The organism is Nibricoccus aquaticus (assembly GCF_002310495.1).
Lineage (GTDB): Bacteria > Verrucomicrobiota > Verrucomicrobiia > Opitutales > Opitutaceae > Nibricoccus > Nibricoccus aquaticus.
Genome location: NZ_CP023344.1, coordinates 1,135,227 through 1,155,529 on the forward strand (window position 1 = coordinate 1,135,227; position 20,303 = coordinate 1,155,529).

At 63.9% G+C, this 20,303-nt stretch carries 15 protein-coding genes; all 15 read left to right on the forward strand.

Annotated features, from left to right (window positions below; translation table 11 throughout):
* The first annotated feature begins 143 nt into the window (after nucleotides 1-143).
* The 15 genes from CMV30_RS04880 to CMV30_RS04950 all read left to right on the forward strand — a co-directional run bounded on the left by CMV30_RS04880 (nucleotide 144) and on the right by CMV30_RS04950 (nucleotide 20,142).
* A complete protein-coding gene (locus CMV30_RS04880; protein ID WP_096054971.1) occupies nucleotides 144-1,112 on the forward strand; it encodes an NAD-dependent epimerase/dehydratase family protein in 969 nt (322 codons plus the stop codon).
* A 53-nt stretch (nucleotides 1,113-1,165) separates the two neighbouring features.
* On the forward strand, nucleotides 1,166-2,152 hold the full coding sequence (locus tag CMV30_RS04885) for a uroporphyrinogen decarboxylase family protein (protein ID WP_096054972.1): 987 nt from the start codon (nucleotides 1,166-1,168) through the stop codon (nucleotides 2,150-2,152).
* An 86-nt stretch (nucleotides 2,153-2,238) separates the two neighbouring features.
* On the forward strand, nucleotides 2,239-3,399 hold the full coding sequence (locus CMV30_RS04890) for an extracellular solute-binding protein (RefSeq protein ID WP_096054973.1): 1,161 nt from the start codon (nucleotides 2,239-2,241) through the stop codon (nucleotides 3,397-3,399).
* Nucleotides 3,400-3,635: 236 nt separating this feature from the next.
* Nucleotides 3,636-4,778 carry a CaiB/BaiF CoA transferase family protein gene (locus CMV30_RS04895; RefSeq protein WP_096054974.1) on the forward strand — a complete coding sequence of 381 codons (1,143 nt, stop codon included), beginning with the start codon at nucleotides 3,636-3,638 and terminating at the stop codon, nucleotides 4,776-4,778.
* Between the two features lie 240 nt (nucleotides 4,779-5,018).
* Nucleotides 5,019-6,098, forward strand: coding sequence for an L-rhamnose/proton symporter RhaT (locus CMV30_RS04900; protein WP_096054975.1), 1,080 nt, complete (start codon nucleotides 5,019-5,021; stop codon nucleotides 6,096-6,098).
* A 54-nt stretch (nucleotides 6,099-6,152) separates the two neighbouring features.
* Complete coding sequence (locus tag CMV30_RS04905) at nucleotides 6,153-7,355, forward strand: extracellular solute-binding protein (RefSeq protein WP_096054976.1); 1,203 nt, start codon at nucleotides 6,153-6,155, stop codon at nucleotides 7,353-7,355.
* Between the two features lie 243 nt (nucleotides 7,356-7,598).
* Nucleotides 7,599-8,354 (forward strand): SDR family NAD(P)-dependent oxidoreductase, encoded by a 756-nt coding sequence (locus CMV30_RS04910; RefSeq protein ID WP_096054977.1) that lies wholly within the window; start codon nucleotides 7,599-7,601, stop codon nucleotides 8,352-8,354.
* 107 nt (nucleotides 8,355-8,461) lie between these two features.
* Nucleotides 8,462-9,268, forward strand: coding sequence for a fumarylacetoacetate hydrolase family protein (locus CMV30_RS04915; protein ID WP_096054978.1), 807 nt, complete (start codon nucleotides 8,462-8,464; stop codon nucleotides 9,266-9,268).
* A gap of 207 nt (nucleotides 9,269-9,475) precedes the next feature.
* A complete protein-coding gene (locus CMV30_RS04920) occupies nucleotides 9,476-10,738 on the forward strand; it encodes a ribulose-bisphosphate carboxylase large subunit family protein (RefSeq protein ID WP_096054979.1) in 1,263 nt (420 codons plus the stop codon).
* 318 nt (nucleotides 10,739-11,056) lie between these two features.
* Nucleotides 11,057-12,451 (forward strand): four-carbon acid sugar kinase family protein, encoded by a 1,395-nt coding sequence (locus CMV30_RS04925; RefSeq protein ID WP_217494461.1) that lies wholly within the window; start codon nucleotides 11,057-11,059, stop codon nucleotides 12,449-12,451.
* A 381-nt stretch (nucleotides 12,452-12,832) separates the two neighbouring features.
* Nucleotides 12,833-13,489: an aspartate/glutamate racemase family protein gene (locus CMV30_RS04930; protein ID WP_096057624.1), complete on the forward strand. Its 657-nt coding sequence runs from the start codon at nucleotides 12,833-12,835 to the stop codon at nucleotides 13,487-13,489.
* A 118-nt stretch (nucleotides 13,490-13,607) separates the two neighbouring features.
* A complete protein-coding gene (locus CMV30_RS04935; RefSeq protein ID WP_096054981.1) occupies nucleotides 13,608-14,831 on the forward strand; it encodes a hypothetical protein in 1,224 nt (407 codons plus the stop codon).
* Between the two features lie 11 nt (nucleotides 14,832-14,842).
* Complete coding sequence (locus tag CMV30_RS04940) at nucleotides 14,843-16,132, forward strand: hypothetical protein (RefSeq protein ID WP_096054982.1); 1,290 nt, start codon at nucleotides 14,843-14,845, stop codon at nucleotides 16,130-16,132.
* A 119-nt stretch (nucleotides 16,133-16,251) separates the two neighbouring features.
* Complete coding sequence (locus CMV30_RS04945) at nucleotides 16,252-17,541, forward strand: bile acid:sodium symporter family protein (protein ID WP_096054983.1); 1,290 nt, start codon at nucleotides 16,252-16,254, stop codon at nucleotides 17,539-17,541.
* Nucleotides 17,542-17,766: 225 nt separating this feature from the next.
* Nucleotides 17,767-20,142, forward strand: coding sequence for an alpha/beta hydrolase family protein (locus CMV30_RS04950; protein ID WP_138223135.1), 2,376 nt, complete (start codon nucleotides 17,767-17,769; stop codon nucleotides 20,140-20,142).
* Nucleotides 20,143-20,303 lie beyond the last annotated feature (161 nt).

Genomic DNA, 20,303 nt, shown 5'->3' on the forward strand with positions numbered 1-20,303 from the left:
GTTAATCCTGTCCAAACGCCTGCCCCCTCCGCCATCCGTTCCCATCCGTGCAATCCGTGGTTAAAAAATCCGCCCTCCGATTCCGACCTTCCGGTCATTCATAATTCTTCATTCTGAATTCTTAATTTCCCAAATCCCCCCAAATGAAATTCCTAGTCACCGGCGCCACCGGCTTCATCGGCTGGCGCGTCGTTTCCAATCTCCTCGCCCGCGGCATCCCCGTCGTCGCACTCGATTTCCCCGGCGACGCCGAGACCATGACCAAGCTCCGTGCCCGCGCTGGCACTACGCCGCTCACTTTCGTCACCGCCAACGTTGGCGAATTCCACGAAGTCATGTCGGTCCTCCACCAGCACCCCGACATCACCCACGTCATCCACCTCGCCTACTTGATGAGCGCCGAGTGCGAGGCCAACCCACACCTGGCCGTCCGCGTCAACATGCTCGGCATGGTCAACATGTTCGAAGCCGTGCTGCAGAAAAAACTCCAGCGCCTCATCTTCACCAGCAGCGAAACCTACTACGGCGCGAAACAGGAATTCTTCGGCGACCGCGACGTCACCGAGGATGACTTCGCCCCGCCGTCGCAGCATCACTTCACCTACGGCGCGATGAAAGTTCTCAACGAATTCATGGCGCAAAAATACGTCGCCCGTCACGGCATCAGCCTCGCCTGCGTCCGCCCGCCCGTCGTCTTCGGCCACGGCCGCAAACGCGGCTCCGTCCTCTGGGCCGAAGACTTCGCCACCAAGCCCGCACTTGGCCTCCCCGTCACGCTGCCATTCAACTCCAAGACCCGCGACGTCTGGATCTACGTCGACGACACCGCCGAACAACTCGTGCGCCTGTCGCTCGCGCCGAAACTTTCCCACTTCGCCTACAACAACGGCGGCGAATCCGTCACCGCCTCCGAACTCGCCGCGATGGTTAAACGCTGGCTGCCCGACGCCCAGATCAGCTTCGACGAAACCAAACCCGGCACACCCTTGATCGACCGCATGGACGGCTCCCGCCTCCGCCACGAAATCAATTTCACGCAACGCCCACTCGTCGACGCCATCCGCGCCCACATCAACGAAGCCCGCGCCACCGTCGGCCTCCCCGCCGTCTAACAACTCTCCGCCTACTCACTACCCGCTACTCGCTACTCACTACTCTTTCCACCATGTCCTACCGCACCACCGTCGTCGGCTCCTATCCCCGCCCTGATTTCACGGGCGACACGCTCAAGAAACCGTCCCTCACCGATGCCGACATCGTCGCCCTCGTCACCTGGGCCGCGAAAGACCAGGCCTCGCTCGGCCTCGACGTCATCACCGACGGCGAAGGCTACCGCGAGAACATGTACTATTTCTACCAGCGCCGCCTCGACGGCATCTCCTTCGAAAACATGCCGAAGAAAACCTTCGGCACCGCCGGCTTCGGCATCGAGTGTGCCCGCGTCGTCGATACGATTAAAAACCCACGCTGCCAGCTCGCCCGCTGGTGGAAACTCGCCCGCGAATCCGCGCCCGCCAACGTCCGCGTCAAACAAACCGTCACCGGCCCGCACGTCCTCGCCCGCTTCTCCGTCAACGAGCGCCCCGACCTCTACCCCGACGAACAAGCCCTCTGCCGCGCTTACGCGAAAATCCTCTCCGAAGAACTCACCGCCGTCATCGACGCCGGCTGCGACTTCATCCAGTTCGACGAACCCATGTGGACCGAAGCCCCCGAGCAATCCTCTTGGGCTGCCGATATCCTCAACGAACTTATCGATTCCCTCAAAGGCCGCGCCCGCATCGGCCTCCACGTCTGCGGCGGCAACCCGCGCCGCAAACGCGTTTACTTCACGAAATACACCGACCTCGTCCCCGCATTTTCCAAAGTGAAAATCGACGAAGTCTCCCTCGAGCACTGCACGCTCAGCTACGACCTCATGACGCTCTGGGATCAGTGGAAATTCAAAGGCGACCTCGCCCTTGGCGTGATCGACCAGCGCAGCGACGCCCTCGAAGATACCGAAGTCATTCGCAAACGCGTCGAACCCGCGCTCGCCCATTTCCCTCGCGAACGTCTCGTCCTCACGAGCGAATGCGGCTTCGGCCACGTCCCCTTGGACATCACCCGCGCCAAACTCAAAGCCCTCACCACCGCCGCCAAAACGCTTTGATAGTCCGCGATTGATTGGAGCGCGCCGCTTCGCCGCCGCCTCCGACCTACTCGCTACCCGCTACTCACTACTCGCTACTTCCTCCAATGCCCACCCTCCGCGGCATGACCTGGAACCACACGCGTGGCTACCTCCCCATGGTAGCCACCGCGCAACGTTTCACCGAACTCCACCCCGACATCGAAATCGTCTGGGAAAAACGCTCGCTCAAAGCCTTCGAGGAATTTCCCGTCGAAAAACTCGCCGCCGACTACGACCTGATGGTCATCGACCATCCGTTTTCCGGATACGCCGCCAAACACGGCCCGCTTCTCCCAATCGATCAACACCTCCCCGCCGCCTTCCTCGCCGATCAAGCCGCCAACTCCGTCGGCCAGTCCCACGCGAGCTATAACTTCGCCGGACACCAGTGGGCCCTCGCAATCGACGCCGCCACACCGATCGCCTTCTGGCGCGAAGACCTCATTTCCTCCCTCGGCCTCTCCGTCCCCAAAACCTGGGATGACCTCCTCACGCTCGCCCGCGTCGGCCACGTCGAAGTCCCCGCCGCCCCCATCAACTGCCTGATGGATTTCTACACGCTCTGCCTCGCGAACGGCGAAACGCCCTTCGCCACTCGTGAGCGCGTCGTCTCCACCGACACCGGCCGCTTCGCCCTCGACCGACTCCGCGAACTCATCTCCCTCTGCGAACCCGGCTGCTGGACCCGCAACCCCATCGCCTCGCACAACCTCGTCTCTTCAACAGCCAACACCCGCATCGCCTACTGCGCCTTCGCGTACGGCTACTCCAACTACGCCCGCCCCGGCTACGCCGACCACGTCCTCACCTTCGGCGACGTCCCGCACCTCAACTGCAAGCCGCTCCACACCACTCTCGGCGGCACCGGCCTCGCCCTCTCCGCCCTCCGCCCCAACCGCGAAGCCGCCCTCGCCTACGCCCAGTTCGCCGCCTCCGGAAACACACAGCGCACCCTCTTCACCCAAGCCGGCGGCCAACCCGGCCACCGCACCGCCTGGCTCGATGCCGACAACAACCGCTCTGCCGGCAACTATTTCACCAACACTCTCCCGACGCTTGATCGCGCCTACGTCCGCCCCCGCTACTGCGGCTACATGGAATTCCAGGAAAAAGGCGGCCCCCTCCTCCACGCCGCCCTCCGCACCCAAATTTCCGACACCGACGCCCTCGCCCAACTCGACACCCTCTACCGCCAAACCCTCACCCACGCCGCCACCCTCTCCTAAAGCTCAAATGAGGGGAAACCACAGAGCCCAATCCCCCCTCCTAATCATTCCGTATCCCTTCCCATCTGTGGTTAAAAATTCCGCCCTCCGATTCCGTTCTTCGCTCCGACCTTAGCGCCTTCGCGTCTTCGCGCTTCACCTAACCCTCGCCCACCCTCCCGCACATTTTTCCTCCACGAGACTCCACCGGTCTTCATTCATAATTCTGCATTCCTAATTCTTCATTCGCCTTTCCCATGCGCCCCCTCGAAGGCCTCCTCGTTCTCGACTTCGCCCAATTCCTCGCCGGCCCCTTCGCCGCCACGCGCCTCGCCGACCTCGGCGCCCGCGTCATCAAGATCGAGCGCCCCGGCTCCGGCGACATCTGCCGCCACCTCTACATCTCCAACCTCTCGCTCGACGGCGACAGCACGCTCTTCCACTCGATCAACCGCAATAAACAGAGCTACGCCGCCGACCTCAAAAACCCGGCCGACCTCGCCAAGGTTAAACAACTCATCGCGAAGGCCGACGTCCTCATCCAAAATTTTCGCCCCGGCGTCATGGACCGCATCGGCCTCGGCGCCGACGCATGCGCCGCCCTCAACCCACGCCTCGTCTACGGCGTCGTCACCGGTTACGGAAGCAAAGGCCCGTGGGTCGATCTCCCCGGCCAGGACCTCCTCGCGCAAAGCCGCTCCGGCCTCGTCCACCTCAACGGCAACGCCGACCAGCCCCCGCTCCCCTTCGGCCTCTCCGTCGCCGACCTCACCGCCAGCGCGCACCTTGTCCAAGGTATCCTCGCCGCCCTCATCCGCCGCGGCGTCACCGGCAAAGGCGGCCTCGTCGAAGTCTCCCTCCTCGAGTCCATCCTCGACCTCCAGTTCGAGCTCACGACCACCTTCCTCAACGATGGCGGCAAAGCCCCGCAACGCTCCGCCGTCAATAACGGCAACGCGTATCTGGGCGCCCCCTACGGCATCTACGCCACGGCCGACGGCTACCTCGCCCTCGCCATGGGCTCGATCACCACCCTCGGCCAGCTCCTCGAACTCCCAGCGCTCGCCGGTTACGCCGACGCCAAGACTTGGTTCACCCACCGCGACGAAATCAAACAACTCATCGCGCTCCACCTGAAACTCCAGCCCACCGCCCACTGGATTTCGCGCCTCGAAGCCTCCGACTACTGGTGCGCCGAAGTCCTCTCGTGGGAAAAACTCTGGCAGACCGACGCCTTCAAAGTCCTCGACTGGGTCCAAGACGTCACCCGCGACGATGGTCCGACGCTCCGCACCACCCGCTGCCCCATCACCATCGACGGCCAGCACTTCAAATCCCCCAAAGGCGCCCCCCGAGTCGGCCAACACACGACCCAAATCCAAACAGAATTCTCCCTCTAACATCGACCAACACCGCACCGCCTCCGTGATCCCATTCGTTCCCATCTGTGCAATCTGTGGTTAAAAATTCCGACCTCCGCCATCCGCATCCCTTAGCGTCCATTCGCTGTTAAAAATTCTGCGCTCCGAATCTCCGACCTCTGTGCCCTCCGTGTCCGCGCTCCATGCTTTCTGTGGCGCACTCCTACTTCCGAAACTCTTCATTCATAATTCTCCATTCTGAATTCTTAATTCCCCCCCATGACCCCCAATCCACTCCTCGGCACCGCCCTCCACACCATCGGCGCCGCCTCCGCTGCCCTCTGCTATTCCCCGCAACGCTTCGTCCACAAATGGGCCTGGCAAACCTACTGGCTCGTCCAGGCCGCCTTCTGCTGGCTCATTCTCCCCTGGGTCTTCGCCTACTTCTGCATTCCAAATCTCGGTGAAGTCCTCGCCGCCGCCCCGCGCGACGCGATGATCAAATCCTATCTCTTCGGAGCGCTCTACGGCATCGGCGGCATCGCCTTCGGTGTATCCATTCGTTACATCGGCTTCTCGCTCACCTACGCCATCGCCATCGGCGTCTCCTGCGTCGGCGGCACCTTCATCGGCCCCTTCCTCGCCGGAAATCTCTCCGGCATCGTTTCCCAAAACGGATTCACCTACGTACTCGTCGGCGTGCTCATCGGCGCCGTCGCCATGCTCTTCACCGGCCTCGCCGGCTTCCAAAAAGAAAAAGAACTCGGTGCCGGTGACTACCAAGTCTCCGACTTCAATCCCCGCGTCGGCATCCCGATCTGCCTCCTCGCCGGCGTCCTCTCCGCCGTCTACAGCCTCGCCATCGGTGCAGGCGACCCGATCACTCAACTCGCCCTCACTCACGGCGCCGGCGACTTCGCCTTCACCGCCAATTACCTCTTCTCCAATCCCGGCGCCTTCACGACCACGCTCTTCTACGCCGGCTGGCTCTCGTTGAAAAACAAAACATCCGGCGAATTCTTCGGCACCGCCGACGGCACCGGCCTCATCAAAAACTACCTCCTCGCCGCGCTCACCGGCCTGCTCTGGTACCTGCAATTCTTCTTCTACGGCCTCGGTCACGACCGCATGGGCACGCTCGGCTTCTCCAGCTGGGCGATCCACATGATCATCCTGATCCTCCTCAGCTGCGGCTTCGGCGTCGCCATCGGTGAATGGAAAAAATGCCGCGTCTCCACGAAACGCCTTATCACCTTCGCCGTCGCCCTCCTCGTCATCGCCGTCGGCTTCATCACCCACGGCAACAAAATCGCCACCGACACCGCGCCCACACCACCCGCCACCTCCAGCGGCCACTGACGCACTCCGGTCATTCTTAATTCATCATTCTGAATTTTTAATTTTCCCCGCCCCATGCCCTCCCGTCGCGAAACCTTCCGCATCGCCGTCCGAAAATTCGGCCCCTTCGAATCCGCGATCGAGAAACAGTGGGCGTCCTTCTGCGCCACCACCGGCTGCACCCTCCGCCTCGAAGCCGAACCCCTCGACCTCCACCCGCTCCACGACACCCTCTTCGCCCGCCAGGGCCTCAAAAAAGGCAACTGGGACGCCGCCTTCATCGTCACCGACTGGATCGCCGAAGCCCACGCCACCCACGCCCTCCTCGACCTCGCCCCCCACATCGCCGCGCAACCACCCGCCGACTTCCCCCACGGCTGGACCGACTCCCTCCTCCGCTACCAGCGCTTCGACAAAGCGATCCTCGGTCTGCCCTACCACGACGGCCCCGAGTGCCTCATCTACCGCAAAGACCTCTTCGACGCCGCCGGCCTCCAGCCACCGCGCACGTGGCACGAGTTCCACGCCACCGCCCGCCTCCTCACCAAAGCCTCCGCCAACCAATGGGGCACCGTCTTCGCCGCGTATCCGGACGGCCATAACACCGTCTACGACTTCTGCCTCCAGCTCTGGACCCGTGGCGGCGAACTCTTCGACACCGCAGGCCGCCTCTACCTCAACACCCCCGCCGCCGAAGCCGCCCTCGCCTTCTACCGCGAGATGCTCACCGACTCATCCGCCACTCACCCGAAGTCCCGCGAACTCGACTCCGTCCAAAGCGGCTTCGCCTTCGCCCGCGGTGAAGTCGCCATGATGGTCAACTGGTTCGGCTTCGCCGCCATGGGCGAAACCCTGGCCGACAGCGCCGTCAAAGGCCGCGTCGCCGTCGCCCCCCTCCCCGCCGCCCCCGGCAGCACCAGCGCCTCGCTCAACGTCTACTGGACCCTCGGCATCGGCTCCGGCTCGCCCCACGCAAAAATCGCCTACGATTTCCTCCGCCACTGCGCCTCCGCCGAAAACGACAAACTCCTCACCCTCGAAGGCGCCATCGGCTGCCGCAAATCCACCTGGCACGATGCCGACGTAAACCGCGTCATCCCTTTCTACCGCGAGCTGGAAAAAATCCACGCCCACGCCCGCGAACTCCCCCGCCTCGCCCACTGGTCCGAACTCTCCGCCGTCATCGACCGCCTCGTCACCTCCGCCGTCGATACCGACGAGTCAATTCCCTCCCTCCTCGCCCGCGCCCAACAAGAAGCCAACGCCCTCACGGCCTGACCCATAACTCTCTCTCTTTTCTCCCCTCCGCCATCCCTGCCCATCGTGCCATCTGTGGTTAAAAATCCGTCCTCCGCCATTAGTGTCCCTCAGTGCTCATCAGTGGTTAAAAAAATCCCGCCCTCCGACCTTCTCTCCATTTCCGTCCCCGACCTCTGTGCTCTCAGTGTCCGCACTCCGTGCCCTCTGTGACCCAATCCGACTCCGCCTTCTGACTCCGACCTACTCGCTACTTTCACAACCGTGTTCTCCCTCACCAACAAAACCGCCCTCGTCACCGGCGCCGGCTCCGGCATCGGCCAGGCCATCGCGCAAACCCTCGCCGCCGCCGGCGCCCACGTCTGGGTCATCGACCGCGACGCCCCCGCCGGTGAAGCCACCGTCGCCACCATCCGCGCCGCCAGCCACCGCGCCGACTTCGCCGCCCTCGACGTCTCCTCCGAATCCGACGCCCACGCCCTAGCCGCCCGCCTCCCCGCGATCGACATCCTCGTGAACAACGCCGGCATCGGCCACGTCGGCAACCTCCTCGGCACCGCCGCCGCCGACCTCGACCGCCTCCACGCCGTCAACGTCCGTGGCCCCTTCAATCTCTGCAAAGCCTTCGTCCCCGCCATGCTCACGCGCGGCAGCGGCTCCGTGATCAACATGGCCTCCATCGGCGGCATCGTCGCCGTCCGCGACCGCCTCACCTACACGATCACCAAACACGCCGTCGTCGGCCTCACGAAGGCTCTCGCCCTCGACCACTCCCACACCGGCGTCCGCTTCAACGCCATCTGTCCTGGCCGCGTGGAGACACCCTTCGTCAAAGCCCGCATCGCCGAATACCCCGACCCCGAAAAAGCCTACCGCGACATGTCAGCGACCCAACTCACCGGCCGCATGGCCAAACCCGAAGAAATCGCCGCAGCCGCGTTGTACCTCGCGAGCGACGAAGCCGCCATGGTCACCGGCTCCTGCCACCTCATCGACGGCGGCTGGAGCGCCGGAAAATAAAGCTCCGAGCTTTCTGCCACAGAAAAACGCTCCCCCCCTTCCGACATCCCTCCGTATCCTTCCCCATCTGTGGTTAAAAACTTCCGATCCCGAATCCCAATTTCCCAATGAAACTCATCCGCTATCTCGACTCCGCCAACGTCGCCCACCACGCCGCCGAACAACCCGACGGCACCGCCCTCCGCATCGAAGGCGACATCTACGGCGCCCACAAAGTCACCTCTGACCGCGCGCAGGTCACCAAACTCCTTTCTCCGATCGCGCCCACCCAGATCCTCTGCATCGGCCTCAACTACCGCCAGCACGCCGCCGAGACCAACGCCAAGATCCCCCAGCGCCCCATCCTTTTCGTCAAAGGCATCAACACCGCCCAAAACCCAAACGACCCGATCCAGATCCCCACGCACCTCGCCTCCAACGAAGTCGACTACGAGTGCGAACTCGCCGTCGTCATCGGCAAAGCCGCGAAAAACGTGAGCCGCACCAACGCCCTCGACTACGTCCTCGGCTACACCTGCTGCAACGACGTCTCCGCCCGCGACCACCAGATCAAACTCGGCGGTGGACAATGGTGCCGCGGCAAATTCTTCGACACCTTCGCTCCCCTAGGCCCCAAGCTCGTCACCCGCGACGAAATCCCCAACCCCAATTCGCTCCGCATCTCCACGCTCCTAAACGGCGAGCGTGTTCAGGATTCCAACACCGGTGACATGATTTTCGATATCCCCGCCCTCATCGAATATCTCAGCGGCAGCACCACCCTCGTCCCCGGCACCGTCATCCTGACCGGCACCCCTCAAGGCGTCGGCATGGCCGCCAAACCCGACCCCCGCTGGCTCCGCCCCGGCGACACCGTCTCCATCGAAATCGAAAAAATCGGCACTCTCACCAACCCAGTAGCCCTCGAAAAATAACTCACTCCGCCCGTAGGTGCGGACCTCTGGTCCGCACCTACGCCCCGAAGATCGTTCCCTCCTCCACTCCCGTCTCCCTCCGTCATCCTGTCTTCCTCCGTGCCATCTGTGGTTAAAAACCTCATCCTCAGAAATCTTAGCTCCTACCTCCGTGCCCTCTGTGTCTCCGTGGTTAAAAAATAATCCCGCCTATCTCCGGTTTTCCGCATGAGCTCCAGTTCCCCTCGCCTCACCGCCCGCTACTTCATCGAAACGCCCAACGACCTCGCCAAGGCCGCCGCCACGCTCGCCGGCGAACAATCCTCCGGCACCTTCGTCGAAGTCCCCGGTGAAACCGCCGAACTCAAACAACGCTTCGCCGCCCGCGTAGAATCCATCAAGCCCCTCGACACGTCGCCCACCCCCGCCATTCCCACCGGCCGCCCAACTCCGCCGAACGCCGTTTACCGCCGCGCCGAAGTCGCCGTCTCCTGGTCCCTCGAAAATTTCGGCCACAACCTCCCGACCCTCGTATCCACAGTTCAAGGCAACCTCTACGAACTCGCCCAATTCTCCGGCCTTAAACTGATCGACCTCGATTTCCCCGCTGAATTCTCCGCCCGCTTCCGCGGTCCGCAATTCGGCATCCCCGGCTGCCGCCGGCTCACCAACGTCCCCGCCGGACGCCCGCTCATCGGCACCATCATCAAACCGAGCATCGGTATGTCTCCCGACACGACCGCCGAACTCGTCCGCACGCTCGTCGAAGCCGGCATCGACTTCATCAAAGACGACGAGCTCATGGCCAACCCGCCGCACTCGCCCTTCGACGCCCGCGTCGACGCCATCATGCGCGTCATCAACGCCCACGCCGACCGCACCGGCAAGAAGGTCATGTACGCCTTCAACGTCTCCGACGAAATCGACGCCATGCAGCGCCACTACGAGAAGATCGTCCGCAGCGGCGGCACCTGCGCCATGATCAGCCTCAACAGCGTCGGCCTCTCCGCCTCCAAAAAAATCTGCGACCTCGGCCAGCTCGCCATCCACGGCCACCGCAACGGCTGGGGCATGCTCAACCGCCACCCGCTCCTCGGCATCGAGTACCCCGCCTACCAAAAACTCTGGCGCCTCGCCGGCGTCGACCAGCTCCACGTCAACGGCATCGCGAACAAATTCTGGGAATCCGACGACTCCGTCGTCCGCTCCATCCAATCCTGCCTCGCCGCCGAACCCCTCAACAAACCCCTCCTCCCCGTCGTCTCCTCCGGCCAATGGGGCGGTCAGGCGCCTGAGACCTGGCGCCGCACCCAAACTACCGACCTCCTCTACATGGCCGGCGGCGGCATCATGGCACACCCGAACGGACCAGCCGCCGGCGTCCACGCCCTCCGCGAATGGTGGGAAGCCGCCGTATCCGGATTAACCTACGACCAGTGCCTCGCCCAACGCCCCAACCTCGCCCTCTCCGCCCAAAAATTCGCTAAGTAATCGTAGGGCCGGACCTCTGGTCAGCGCCTCCGTACTCCACAATCTTTCTCTTACTCATTTTCGTTCTCCCGCCTTCGCTTCCTTCGCCCGCTTCGCGAGACAACCTCTTCCGTCCCCCAACTACCAATTACCAACTACAAACTACCGCAGCCCGCCGCTCCGAAATCCTGTAATCCTGTCCAAAATTTCCTTCCGGAATCCCTTCCGTATCCTGCCCCCATCTGTGGTTAAAAAATCCGCCATTCCGAAATTAGCGTCCCTTAGCGTTCATTAGCGGTTCAAAAATTCCGTCCCTTCCGTCCTCCGTGTCCGCACTCCGTGCCCTCTGTGTCCCCCTCCGATAAAAATAACCCCCGTCCGCCTTCGACGTCGTCCGAACTTCTCCTCGCCTACTACGGCGACGACTTCACCGGCTCGACCGACGCCCTTGAATTCCTCTCCCGCGCCGGCGCGCGCACCCGCCTCTTCCTCGACCCACCGACACCCGCGCAACTCGCCCGCCACCCCAGCCTTCAAGCCATCGGCGTCGCCGGCCTCACCCGCTCCCTCGCCCCCGCCGACATGGAGCGCACCCTCCGCCCCGCCTTCACCGCCCTCCGCGCCCTCGGGTCTCCACACGTCCACTACAAGGTCTGCTCCACCTTCGACTCCTCCCCGACCACCGGCAGCATCGGCCGCGCGATCGACGTCGGCTCCGAAATTTTCCAACGCCCCTTCGTCCCCCTTCTCATCGGCGCACCCGCCCTCGGCCGCCACTGCGTCTTCGGCACGCTATTCGCTCGCATGGGCATCGGCTCCACCGGCGAAATCCACCGCCTCGACCGCCACCCCTCCGCCAGCAAACACCCGATTACCCCCATGCACGAGGCCGACCTCCGCCTCCACCTCGCGCAACAAACCAAAAAGAAAACCGGCCTCTTCAACATCCTCCAGCTCGAGCTCCCCGACCACGAAGCCCACGCCGCCCTCGCCAAACTCATCGCCGACAAAAACGACATCGTCCTCTTCGACCTCCTCTACGCTTCCCAACTTCCCCGCATCGGCTCCCTCCTCGACGAACACGCCAGCCGCCTCGACCCGCTCTTCACCGTCGGCTCCTCCGGCGTCGAGATGGCCCTCGGCGCACACTGGGACGCTAAAAAACGCCTCAGCCACATCGCCTCCTGGCCACACCCCGGCGCCGTCGAACCGCTCCTCGTCGTCTGCGGTAGTTGTTCTCCCGTGACCGCCCGCCAGCTCGCTTGGGCCCGCGAAAACAAGTTCACCGAGATCCGCCTCGATACCCACGCCGCCACCTCGCTCCACCACAGCTCCGCCCTCGCCGCCACCATCGAAGCCGCCGTCCAATCCCTCGCTCGCGGCCACCACACCGTCGTCCACACCGGCGGCACCGCCCAAGTCGATCCGCACATCGCTGCCCTCGGCGCCCGCTCCGCTGAAATCCTCGGCACCGCCCTCGGCAACGTCGTCCGCGGCACCCTCGAACGCCTCCGCCTCAAACGCGTCCTCTTCGCCGGCGGAGACAGTTCGAGCTACGCCGCCCGCGCCGTCGGCATCGAAGCCGTCGAAATGATCGCCCCTCTGGCTCCCGGCGCCCCCCTCTGCCGCGCTTACGCCCCGAACAGCCCCGCCGACAACCTCGAAGTAAATTTCAAAGGCGGCCAAGTCGGCGCCGACGACTACTTCGCCGCCGTCGCCTCCGGCCACCTCTGACCCAATCTTCGATCTCTGCCACAGAGCACACAGAGCCCGGACACAGATTTAACAGAGAGTTACCCCGCTCCAAACCCCCACCTCCATTCACGCCGTGTCTACTCTCACCCATCTTCACCCAATCCTATCCATCCCGTAATCCTGTCCAAAATCCCCTTCCGAAATCCCTGCCGTATCCTGCCCGTATCTGTGGTTAAAAACTCCGCCGATAAACCCTCCGAAAATTAGCGTCCTTTCGCGTCCATTAGCGGTTCATAAAATCTTCTCCCCAAACCTCCGCCCCTCCGACCTCCGCGCCCTCTGTGTCCGAACTTCGTGTCCTCCGTGACCCACTCCGCCTCCGAGTTTCCCCATTCACTCTTCACCCTTCACTCTTCTCCCATGCCCACCCTCGCCCTCATCCACACCTCCGCCACCCTCGTCCCCGTCTTTCAGCAGCTCTGCAAAACGCACCTGCCCTCCGTAAAAACCTTCAACATCGTCGACGACTCCCTCGTCTCCGGCATCCGCGCCAAAGGCTCGCTCACGGCCGACATCGCCCGCCGCGTCCAGGCCTACGTCTCCTCCGCCGAAGCCGGCGGCGCTGATCACATCCTCGTCACCTGCTCCTCCATCGGACCCGCCGTCGAAGCCTCCGCCAAATTCTCCGCCGTCCCCGTCCTCCGCGTCGATCAGCCCATGGCTGATCAAGCGGTCAAAACCGGCAAACGTATCGGCGTCATCGCAACACTCTCCACCACCCTCGAGCCGACCTCCGACCTCGTCCAACGACGCGCCGCCGCCGCCGGCAAGCAAATCGAGCTCAGCTCCGTGCTCGTCGAAGGCGCCTTCGAAGCCCTCATGGCCGGCGACTCCGCCACGCACGACACCAAAGTCGCCGCCGCCCTCCGCGAACTCTCCTCCAAGGTCGACGTCATCCTCCTCGCCCAAGCCTCCATGGCTCGCGTCGTCGACACGCTCCCATCCGCAGACAAACGCATCCCCATCCTCGCCAGCCCCCCCATCGCGATCCAACACCTCGCCTCGCTGCTTTCATAAATCTCGGCGCGCCGTCCGACGCGTCCCGTCAATGCGGGACATGCTCGTTGCTCGTTCTCCCCTGTCCGCGTGGCTTCGTAGTCGAAGCCTTCGACAACTGTCCGCTTTCAACCACCCCATGCCGCGCCGCACACCTCTGCTCATCGCATTCTCCCTCGTCGCCAACGCCGCCCTCGCCGTCGTCCTCTGGCAGCGCTCTACCTCACCCGCGGCACACAGCCCACACTCCACCGCCGCTTCTCCCTCACCCGCCGCCACTGCCGCTGCGCAAACCCCCGACGCATTCTCCGCACAGTGGCAGCAACTCCTCCAAAACCCCGACGACACCGCCGCTCTCTCGCTTCTTCGCTCGTCCGGATTTCCTCCCGAGGTCGTGCGCAGCCTCATGACCGAGCGCATCCGTAGTCGCTACCAGGACCGCTTCCGCGCACTCGCCGCCAAACAAGCCGAGACTCCCTACTGGCGCACCAACGCCTGGTATAACTTCGACGGCGACGTCGCCACCCGCTCCGAACGCCGCGCCCTCGAACGCGAAATCTCAGACTCCGTCCGCAAACTCCTCGGCGACGACACCGACTCCCTCTCGTTCTATGAACGCGATTCCCGCGCCCGCAGTTTTGGCAACCTCCCCTCCGTTAAGATCACCGAGCTCCAAGCCATCTCCCGCGACTACGGCGAACTCTCCTCCCAGATCCGCGACAACGCCAAAGGTGTCGTCCTCGCCGAAGACCGCGAAAAACTCGCCTTCCTCGAAAAAGAAAAGCGTACCGACCTCTCCGCCCTGCTCACCCCCGACGAACTCGAAGACTACGACCGCCGCAACAGCCCCTCTGCCTCCGAGATTCGCGGCAAACTCCGTTTCTTCGACGCCACTGAAACCGAGTTTCTCGCGCTCTACCAAGCCCAGCACGATTTCGACGCCCGCTACGGCCGCGACAATCTCTCCGGCGAACAAAGCGACCTCCGCAAAGCCGCTCTCCCCCAGCTCACCGAACAATTCAAAGCCGCCCTCGGCCCTGAGCGCTACGCCGAGTACGAACTCCTGACCGACGGCAACTACTCTTCCACTCGCTCTACCCTGACTCAACTCGGCCTCCCCGCCGACTCCGCCCGCGAACTCGTCGCCACCCAGCGCGCCGCCAACAAACGCGCCGAAGCCATCCGCGCCGACAAATCCCTCAACTCCGAACAACAGGCCTCGCAACTCGCCGCACTGGAAAAAGACGCCACGGAAAAAGTCACCGCCACCATCGGCGCTCAAAATCTAGACGAGTATAAAAAATACACCGGCAACTGGCTCACCCGGCTGGCGCCTAAGCCCAAGAACCCCGCCACCCGCTGAACGCGCCCCCGATGAAAATTTCCACCGTCCTCCTCTCTCTCACGCTGCTCGCAAACCTGGCCCTTGCCGCCGCCGTCTTCCTGAAACCCAACGCCTCTCCGACTACCACCGGCAACCTCTCCTCTACCGCCAACGCAAACTCGTCCACAAGCAGCGGCCCGCAGAAACAAGCCAACTCCTCCGCATCCGACACCGTCACGACCACTGACTCTCAGTCCGCCGCCTCGCTCCAAAACCTCTGGAGCCAGCTCTACTCCGAAGACTTCGACCAATTTGTCTCCCGCCTGAAATCCGCCGGTTTCTCCTTCCGCGAAATCCGCGCGATCATCCTGCCCCTCGCGCAGAAAAAATTCGAAACCATCCGCGCCGACATCGTCGGCAAACAGGAAGACCGCCCCTACTGGAGAGCTTCCTCCGGCTATTATTCCATGCCTGAGGACGCCGCCCAACGCGCGAAACTCATGGAAGTGATGCAAAAGGAATCGAAGGTTTATCAAAAATATTTCTCCAGCCCCGAAGCCATCGCCGGCGACGACCAGATGCAGCAATACGCCCGCCGTCAGTTCGGCGACCTCCCCGTCGAAAAACTCCAGGAGCTCTCGAAAATCCAAACCGACTACCAGGAACTCCAATCCGAGCTCTACATGAACGCGCAGAAACGCCCGCGCTCCGAACTCACCGCCGACGAAAAGAAACAACTCAAACTCCTCGAATCCGAACTCCAGCGCGACTTTCAGCAAACGCTCACGCCCGAACAGTATTCCGAGTACCTCTACCGCAGTAGCCCCACCGCCAATAACCTCCGCCAGCAACTCGACCTATTCCGTCCCACCGAAGCCGAGTACAAAGCCCTCTTCGCACTCCAGCGCCCTCTCGACGAACAATTCAACGAGCAATCCTACGACGAAGCCTCCGGCAAAGCCCGATCCGAAGCGCAGAAAAAACTAGAGCCCCAAATCCAGGCCGCTCTCGGCCCCGAACGCTACGCCGACTACAAGCAGGTCATGGAATCCGGCGGCGACAGAACCGCCCGCCTCATGGTCCGCCTCGATCTCCCGCTATCGACGATCGGCAAAATCAACACCGTCCGCGACGACATCAATCAACGCGCCAAAAAAATCCGCTCCGACCAACAACTCTCCACCGCCCAACGCGACGCCCAGCTCTCCTCCCTCGCCCAAGAAGCTCAGACCAAACTCACCACCACCCTCGGCGGTGCCCGCGGCTACGAAGCCTACACCGACCTCAAAGGCGACTGGCTCCGAGCCCTCAATCCCGCCCCCAAAACCACAAAGCCATAGGGCATACAGGCCGCAGACCATGACAAATCCCTGACCACTTTCTGACACACCGCTGACAACTACAGCGGCATCATCTGTTAAAACATCTGCCTCCTCCCTCAATACTTCCGCCCCGTTCCATGCCCCTCCGCAAACTCGCCCTCTTCGCCGTCGCCCCCGCCCTCCTCGCCCTGCTCATCGGCCTCGTATCCGGTAACCCAGCACTCTGGCAGCCCGCCGCCGTCGCTGCCGCCGTCCTCCTCGCCCTCGGCCTCGGCTCTTCGCCCTCCCTCAAATCCTACCAGTACACCGCCTGGATCATCGCCGCTGTCGTCGCCGCCATGATCTACCCCGCGCAGCTACTCCACTGGGGCGACTTCGACCTCCGCAACAAATGGCTCACGCTGATCGCCGTGCAGATGGTCATGTTCGGCATGGGCACCCAGATGAGCCTCAAGGATTTCGCCGGCGTCGCCAAAATGCCCTACGGCGTCCTCATCGCCGTCGCCAGCCAGTTCATCGTCATGCCCCTCGTCGGCTTCGCACTGACAAAAATTTTCACCCTCCCCGACGAAGTCGCCGCCGGCGTCATCCTCATCGGCGCCTGCTCCAGCGGGCTCGCCTCGAATGTCATGTGCTACATCGCCAAGGCCAACCTCGCCCTCTCCATCACCGCCACCGCCGTCACCACGCTCATCGCCCCGTTCATGACCCCCATGTGGATGAACCTCCTCGCCGGCCGCCTCGTCGAAGTCGATTTCACCAAGATGATGATGGAGATCGTCAAGATCGTCATCGTCCCCATCGGCGCCGCCCTCCTCGGCGATCACCTCCGCAACGCACCGCCCGCCACCCGCCGCGCCTGGCTCATCTCTGCCATCCTCTCCGCCGTCCTCTGCGTCTGGCTCTTCTCCTCCGCCTCATCCCTCGCCCGGCCCGATCTCGCCAAAACTGTCCACCTCTCCCTCGAGTCCCTCGCCTTCATCGCCGCAGCCATCGTCGTCGGCGTCCTCTACGCCGCCCTCGTCCGCGCCTTTCCCTCGCTCCCCGGCCGCATGCCCCTCTTCTCCATGGCCGGTATCGTCTATTTCACGACGATCACCACCGCCGCCGGCCGCGACAACCTTCTCCTCGTCGGTGGCCTGCTCTTTGTCGTCGCCGTCCTTCACAACACCTTCGGCTACGTCCTCGGCTACTCCCTCGCTTGGCTCGCCCGCCTCGACCGAGCCTCCCGCCGCACCGTCGCCATCGAGGTCGGCCTGCAAAACGGCGGCATGGCTTCAGGACTCGCCGCCTCGATGGGCAAGCTCGCCACCGTCGGCCTCGCCGCCGCCGTCTTCAGCCCCTGGATGAACATCTCCGGCTCCCTCCTCGCCAACTTCTGGCGCCGCCGCCCCGTGTCGCCCGACGCAAAATCCCCGGGCGTCTAGCCCCACCCTCCGCGTCCACCCCGCACCCGGCTGGTTGCCCACAACCAGCCCGCAACGCCTCTCCGCCGCACCGCCACGACCAGGGATTTTTTCATCGCTCTGGCCACAACCGGTTAACGCTCGCCGCCTCCTCGCTGGCACAACTCTCGCGTTAGGCACGCGACTCTCCATGCCCGCGCTCCTCGCGCCGTGCGCCACTTCCACGCTCCGCAAAAAACCATCCCCATGCGTCGCTCTCCCCGCCACTTTTCCGCCCTCGCGCTCCTCGGCCTCCTCACCGCCGTCCCCGCCAGCGCCGCATCGGCCACCCCATCGACAGGCACCACGCCGATCGCCACCCCCGCGCCCGACGCACCCGCCCTCACCCTCTCCGCCAGCGACCTCGCCATCGCTGAAATTCCCGCCATCGGCACCGCCTCCACCACCCGCTTCAACAACCTCTTCCGCCCTTTTCGCACCGAAGCCGCCGCCCTCTCCCCCGACGGCCAGCGCCTCGCCTACTCCCTTCGCGAGGGCGACAACCTCTACGTCATCACCGTCAAAATCGACGACCCTTCCCGCCCCCTCGCCAGAATCCTCGCCGGCACCACCCGCACTTCCACGCCCTTCATGGAAGTCCACGCCAGCGAAAAAACCCCCGCCCGCATCCGCTGGATGGGCTGGGCCACCGCCGACCGCCTCCTCATCGAGACCAACGCCAACCTCGTCACCGATCTCACCAACACGTCCGGCGGCATCTTCGCCGTCAACGCCGACGGCTCCAACCCCCGCACCCTCGTCACCCCACGCGACGTTTCCCTCGCCGCGAGCCTCTCCCGCGACACCGCCCCCATCCCCTCCTCCTTCTCCGACTCCCGCATCTACACACCCGACATCGACCCCGTGGAAGCGCGCAAAGCCGAGGCTAACGCATTCGCCGCCACCACCTACGGCCTCGACAACGACCTCCCCACCGACCTCCGCTCCCCCCGCACCCCCACCTTCTTCGACTACGCACCCGGCGAACCCGACTGGATCATCATCCGCACCAGCGACCCTCGCCACTACGGCCTCTATCGCGTCAATATCGCAACCGGCCAGTTCCGCTACGGCCCCACCGAAAATGTCTCCGGCGATTACGCCACCCTCATCAACCGCCAGGGCGTCGTTGGCGGCGTCGTCCCCAACTCCTCCCGCTCCGCCTTCCCCCACACCTTCCAAGTGGCCAAAGCCTCCCCTCTCAGCCTCGGCCGCTGGCTCAAACTCTCCGCCCTCACCTCCGACACCGCCACCGACTTCACCCTCTCCCCCGATAATTTCTTCGGCCAGCGCTCCTTCCCCATCGGCTTCGACGAAAACCCGCACCTCCTCTACTACGCCACCAACGTCGGCCGCGACACCTACGCCATCCGCGGCCTCGACCTCAAAACCGGCCTCCCCGCCGGCCGCACCATCGAGAGCACCGCCATCGACCTCGCCACCCCCGGCCCCGACGGCCTCCCCGCCGTCAACCCCCTTGTATTCGATCGCCACACACGCTCACTCGCCGGCATCCGCTACCAGGCCTCCATCCGCTCCGCCATCTGGCTCCGCCCCGACCTCCAGGACATCCAGGCCTCCCTCGAAAAAATCCTCCCCGGCCGCAGCATCGACATCCTCGAATGGGATAAATCCGCCACCCGCTACCTCGCCCTCGTCCGCGGCCCCACCGAGCCCGGCAGCTTCTACATCGTCGACCGCACCGCGCGCCGCGCCCTCGAATTCGTCCGTCGCTCCGAACTCCCCGCCGCAAGCGAACCCCGCTTCTCCCGCCACTTCTCCATCGAGAATCCCGCCGGCGGCCAGCTCACCGGCTTCGTCGTCATCCCCAACGCCGTCCGCCAGAAACCCATCCCCACCGTCGTCATCTGCGCCGATGAGCCCTGGCAGCAAGCCCCCGCCGAATTCGACGGCGAGATCAACGCCCTCGCTCAAATGGGCTTCGCCGTCGTGCAGATCAACCCCCGCGGCACCTGGGGCTTCGGCACCCGCCACCGCTCCCCCTCCGGCGCCCCTTTCGACGAGATCCAGACCGCCGACATCGTCGCCACCATCGACGCCCTCGCCAAAACCCTCCCCCTCCACCGCGCCCGCGTCGCCCTCATGGGCCGCGGGCGCGGTGGCTTCCTCGCCCTCCGCGCCGCCCAGCTCCGCCCCGACCGCTTCCGCTGCGTCATCGGCCTCGACCCCACCGTCAACCTTTCCAGCTGGATCAACTACACCCGCTGGACCACCAGTGACTCCGCCCCCGCCCTCGCCCGCGCCTTCTTCAGCCCCCGACTCATCGACGCCAATCCTCTCTTCAAAGACGACCGCCCCCACAAGTGCCCGGCCTTCATCCTCGCCTACCGCGGCAACGAAGGCGGCTCCCCCACCCAGATGTACCTCGACGCCCGCTCCCTCGCCCGCGCCATCGAAAACGACGGCACCCCTGTTCAATTTAAAAACCTCACCTTCGACTACTCGCGCCACATGCCCGAAGCCCGCTCCGACACCATGCGCCACATCGAGGATTTCCTGAACCTCAACATCTACACCCACGACGTGCAGATGGGCGACGCCAAGATCACCGGCACTTGGTGAAACCGATAGCCATCGTCACGATTCTCCGCGCCAGACCGCGCGCCACCTTGTCACGCCCGGGGAAAAATCGCGTGACACCGACGACGAAGCTCGACCTACACCGCCGCCCATCTTTCATCGTCACTCCCCGCGGGAGAGCGGCGGACCAACCTTTCCACATT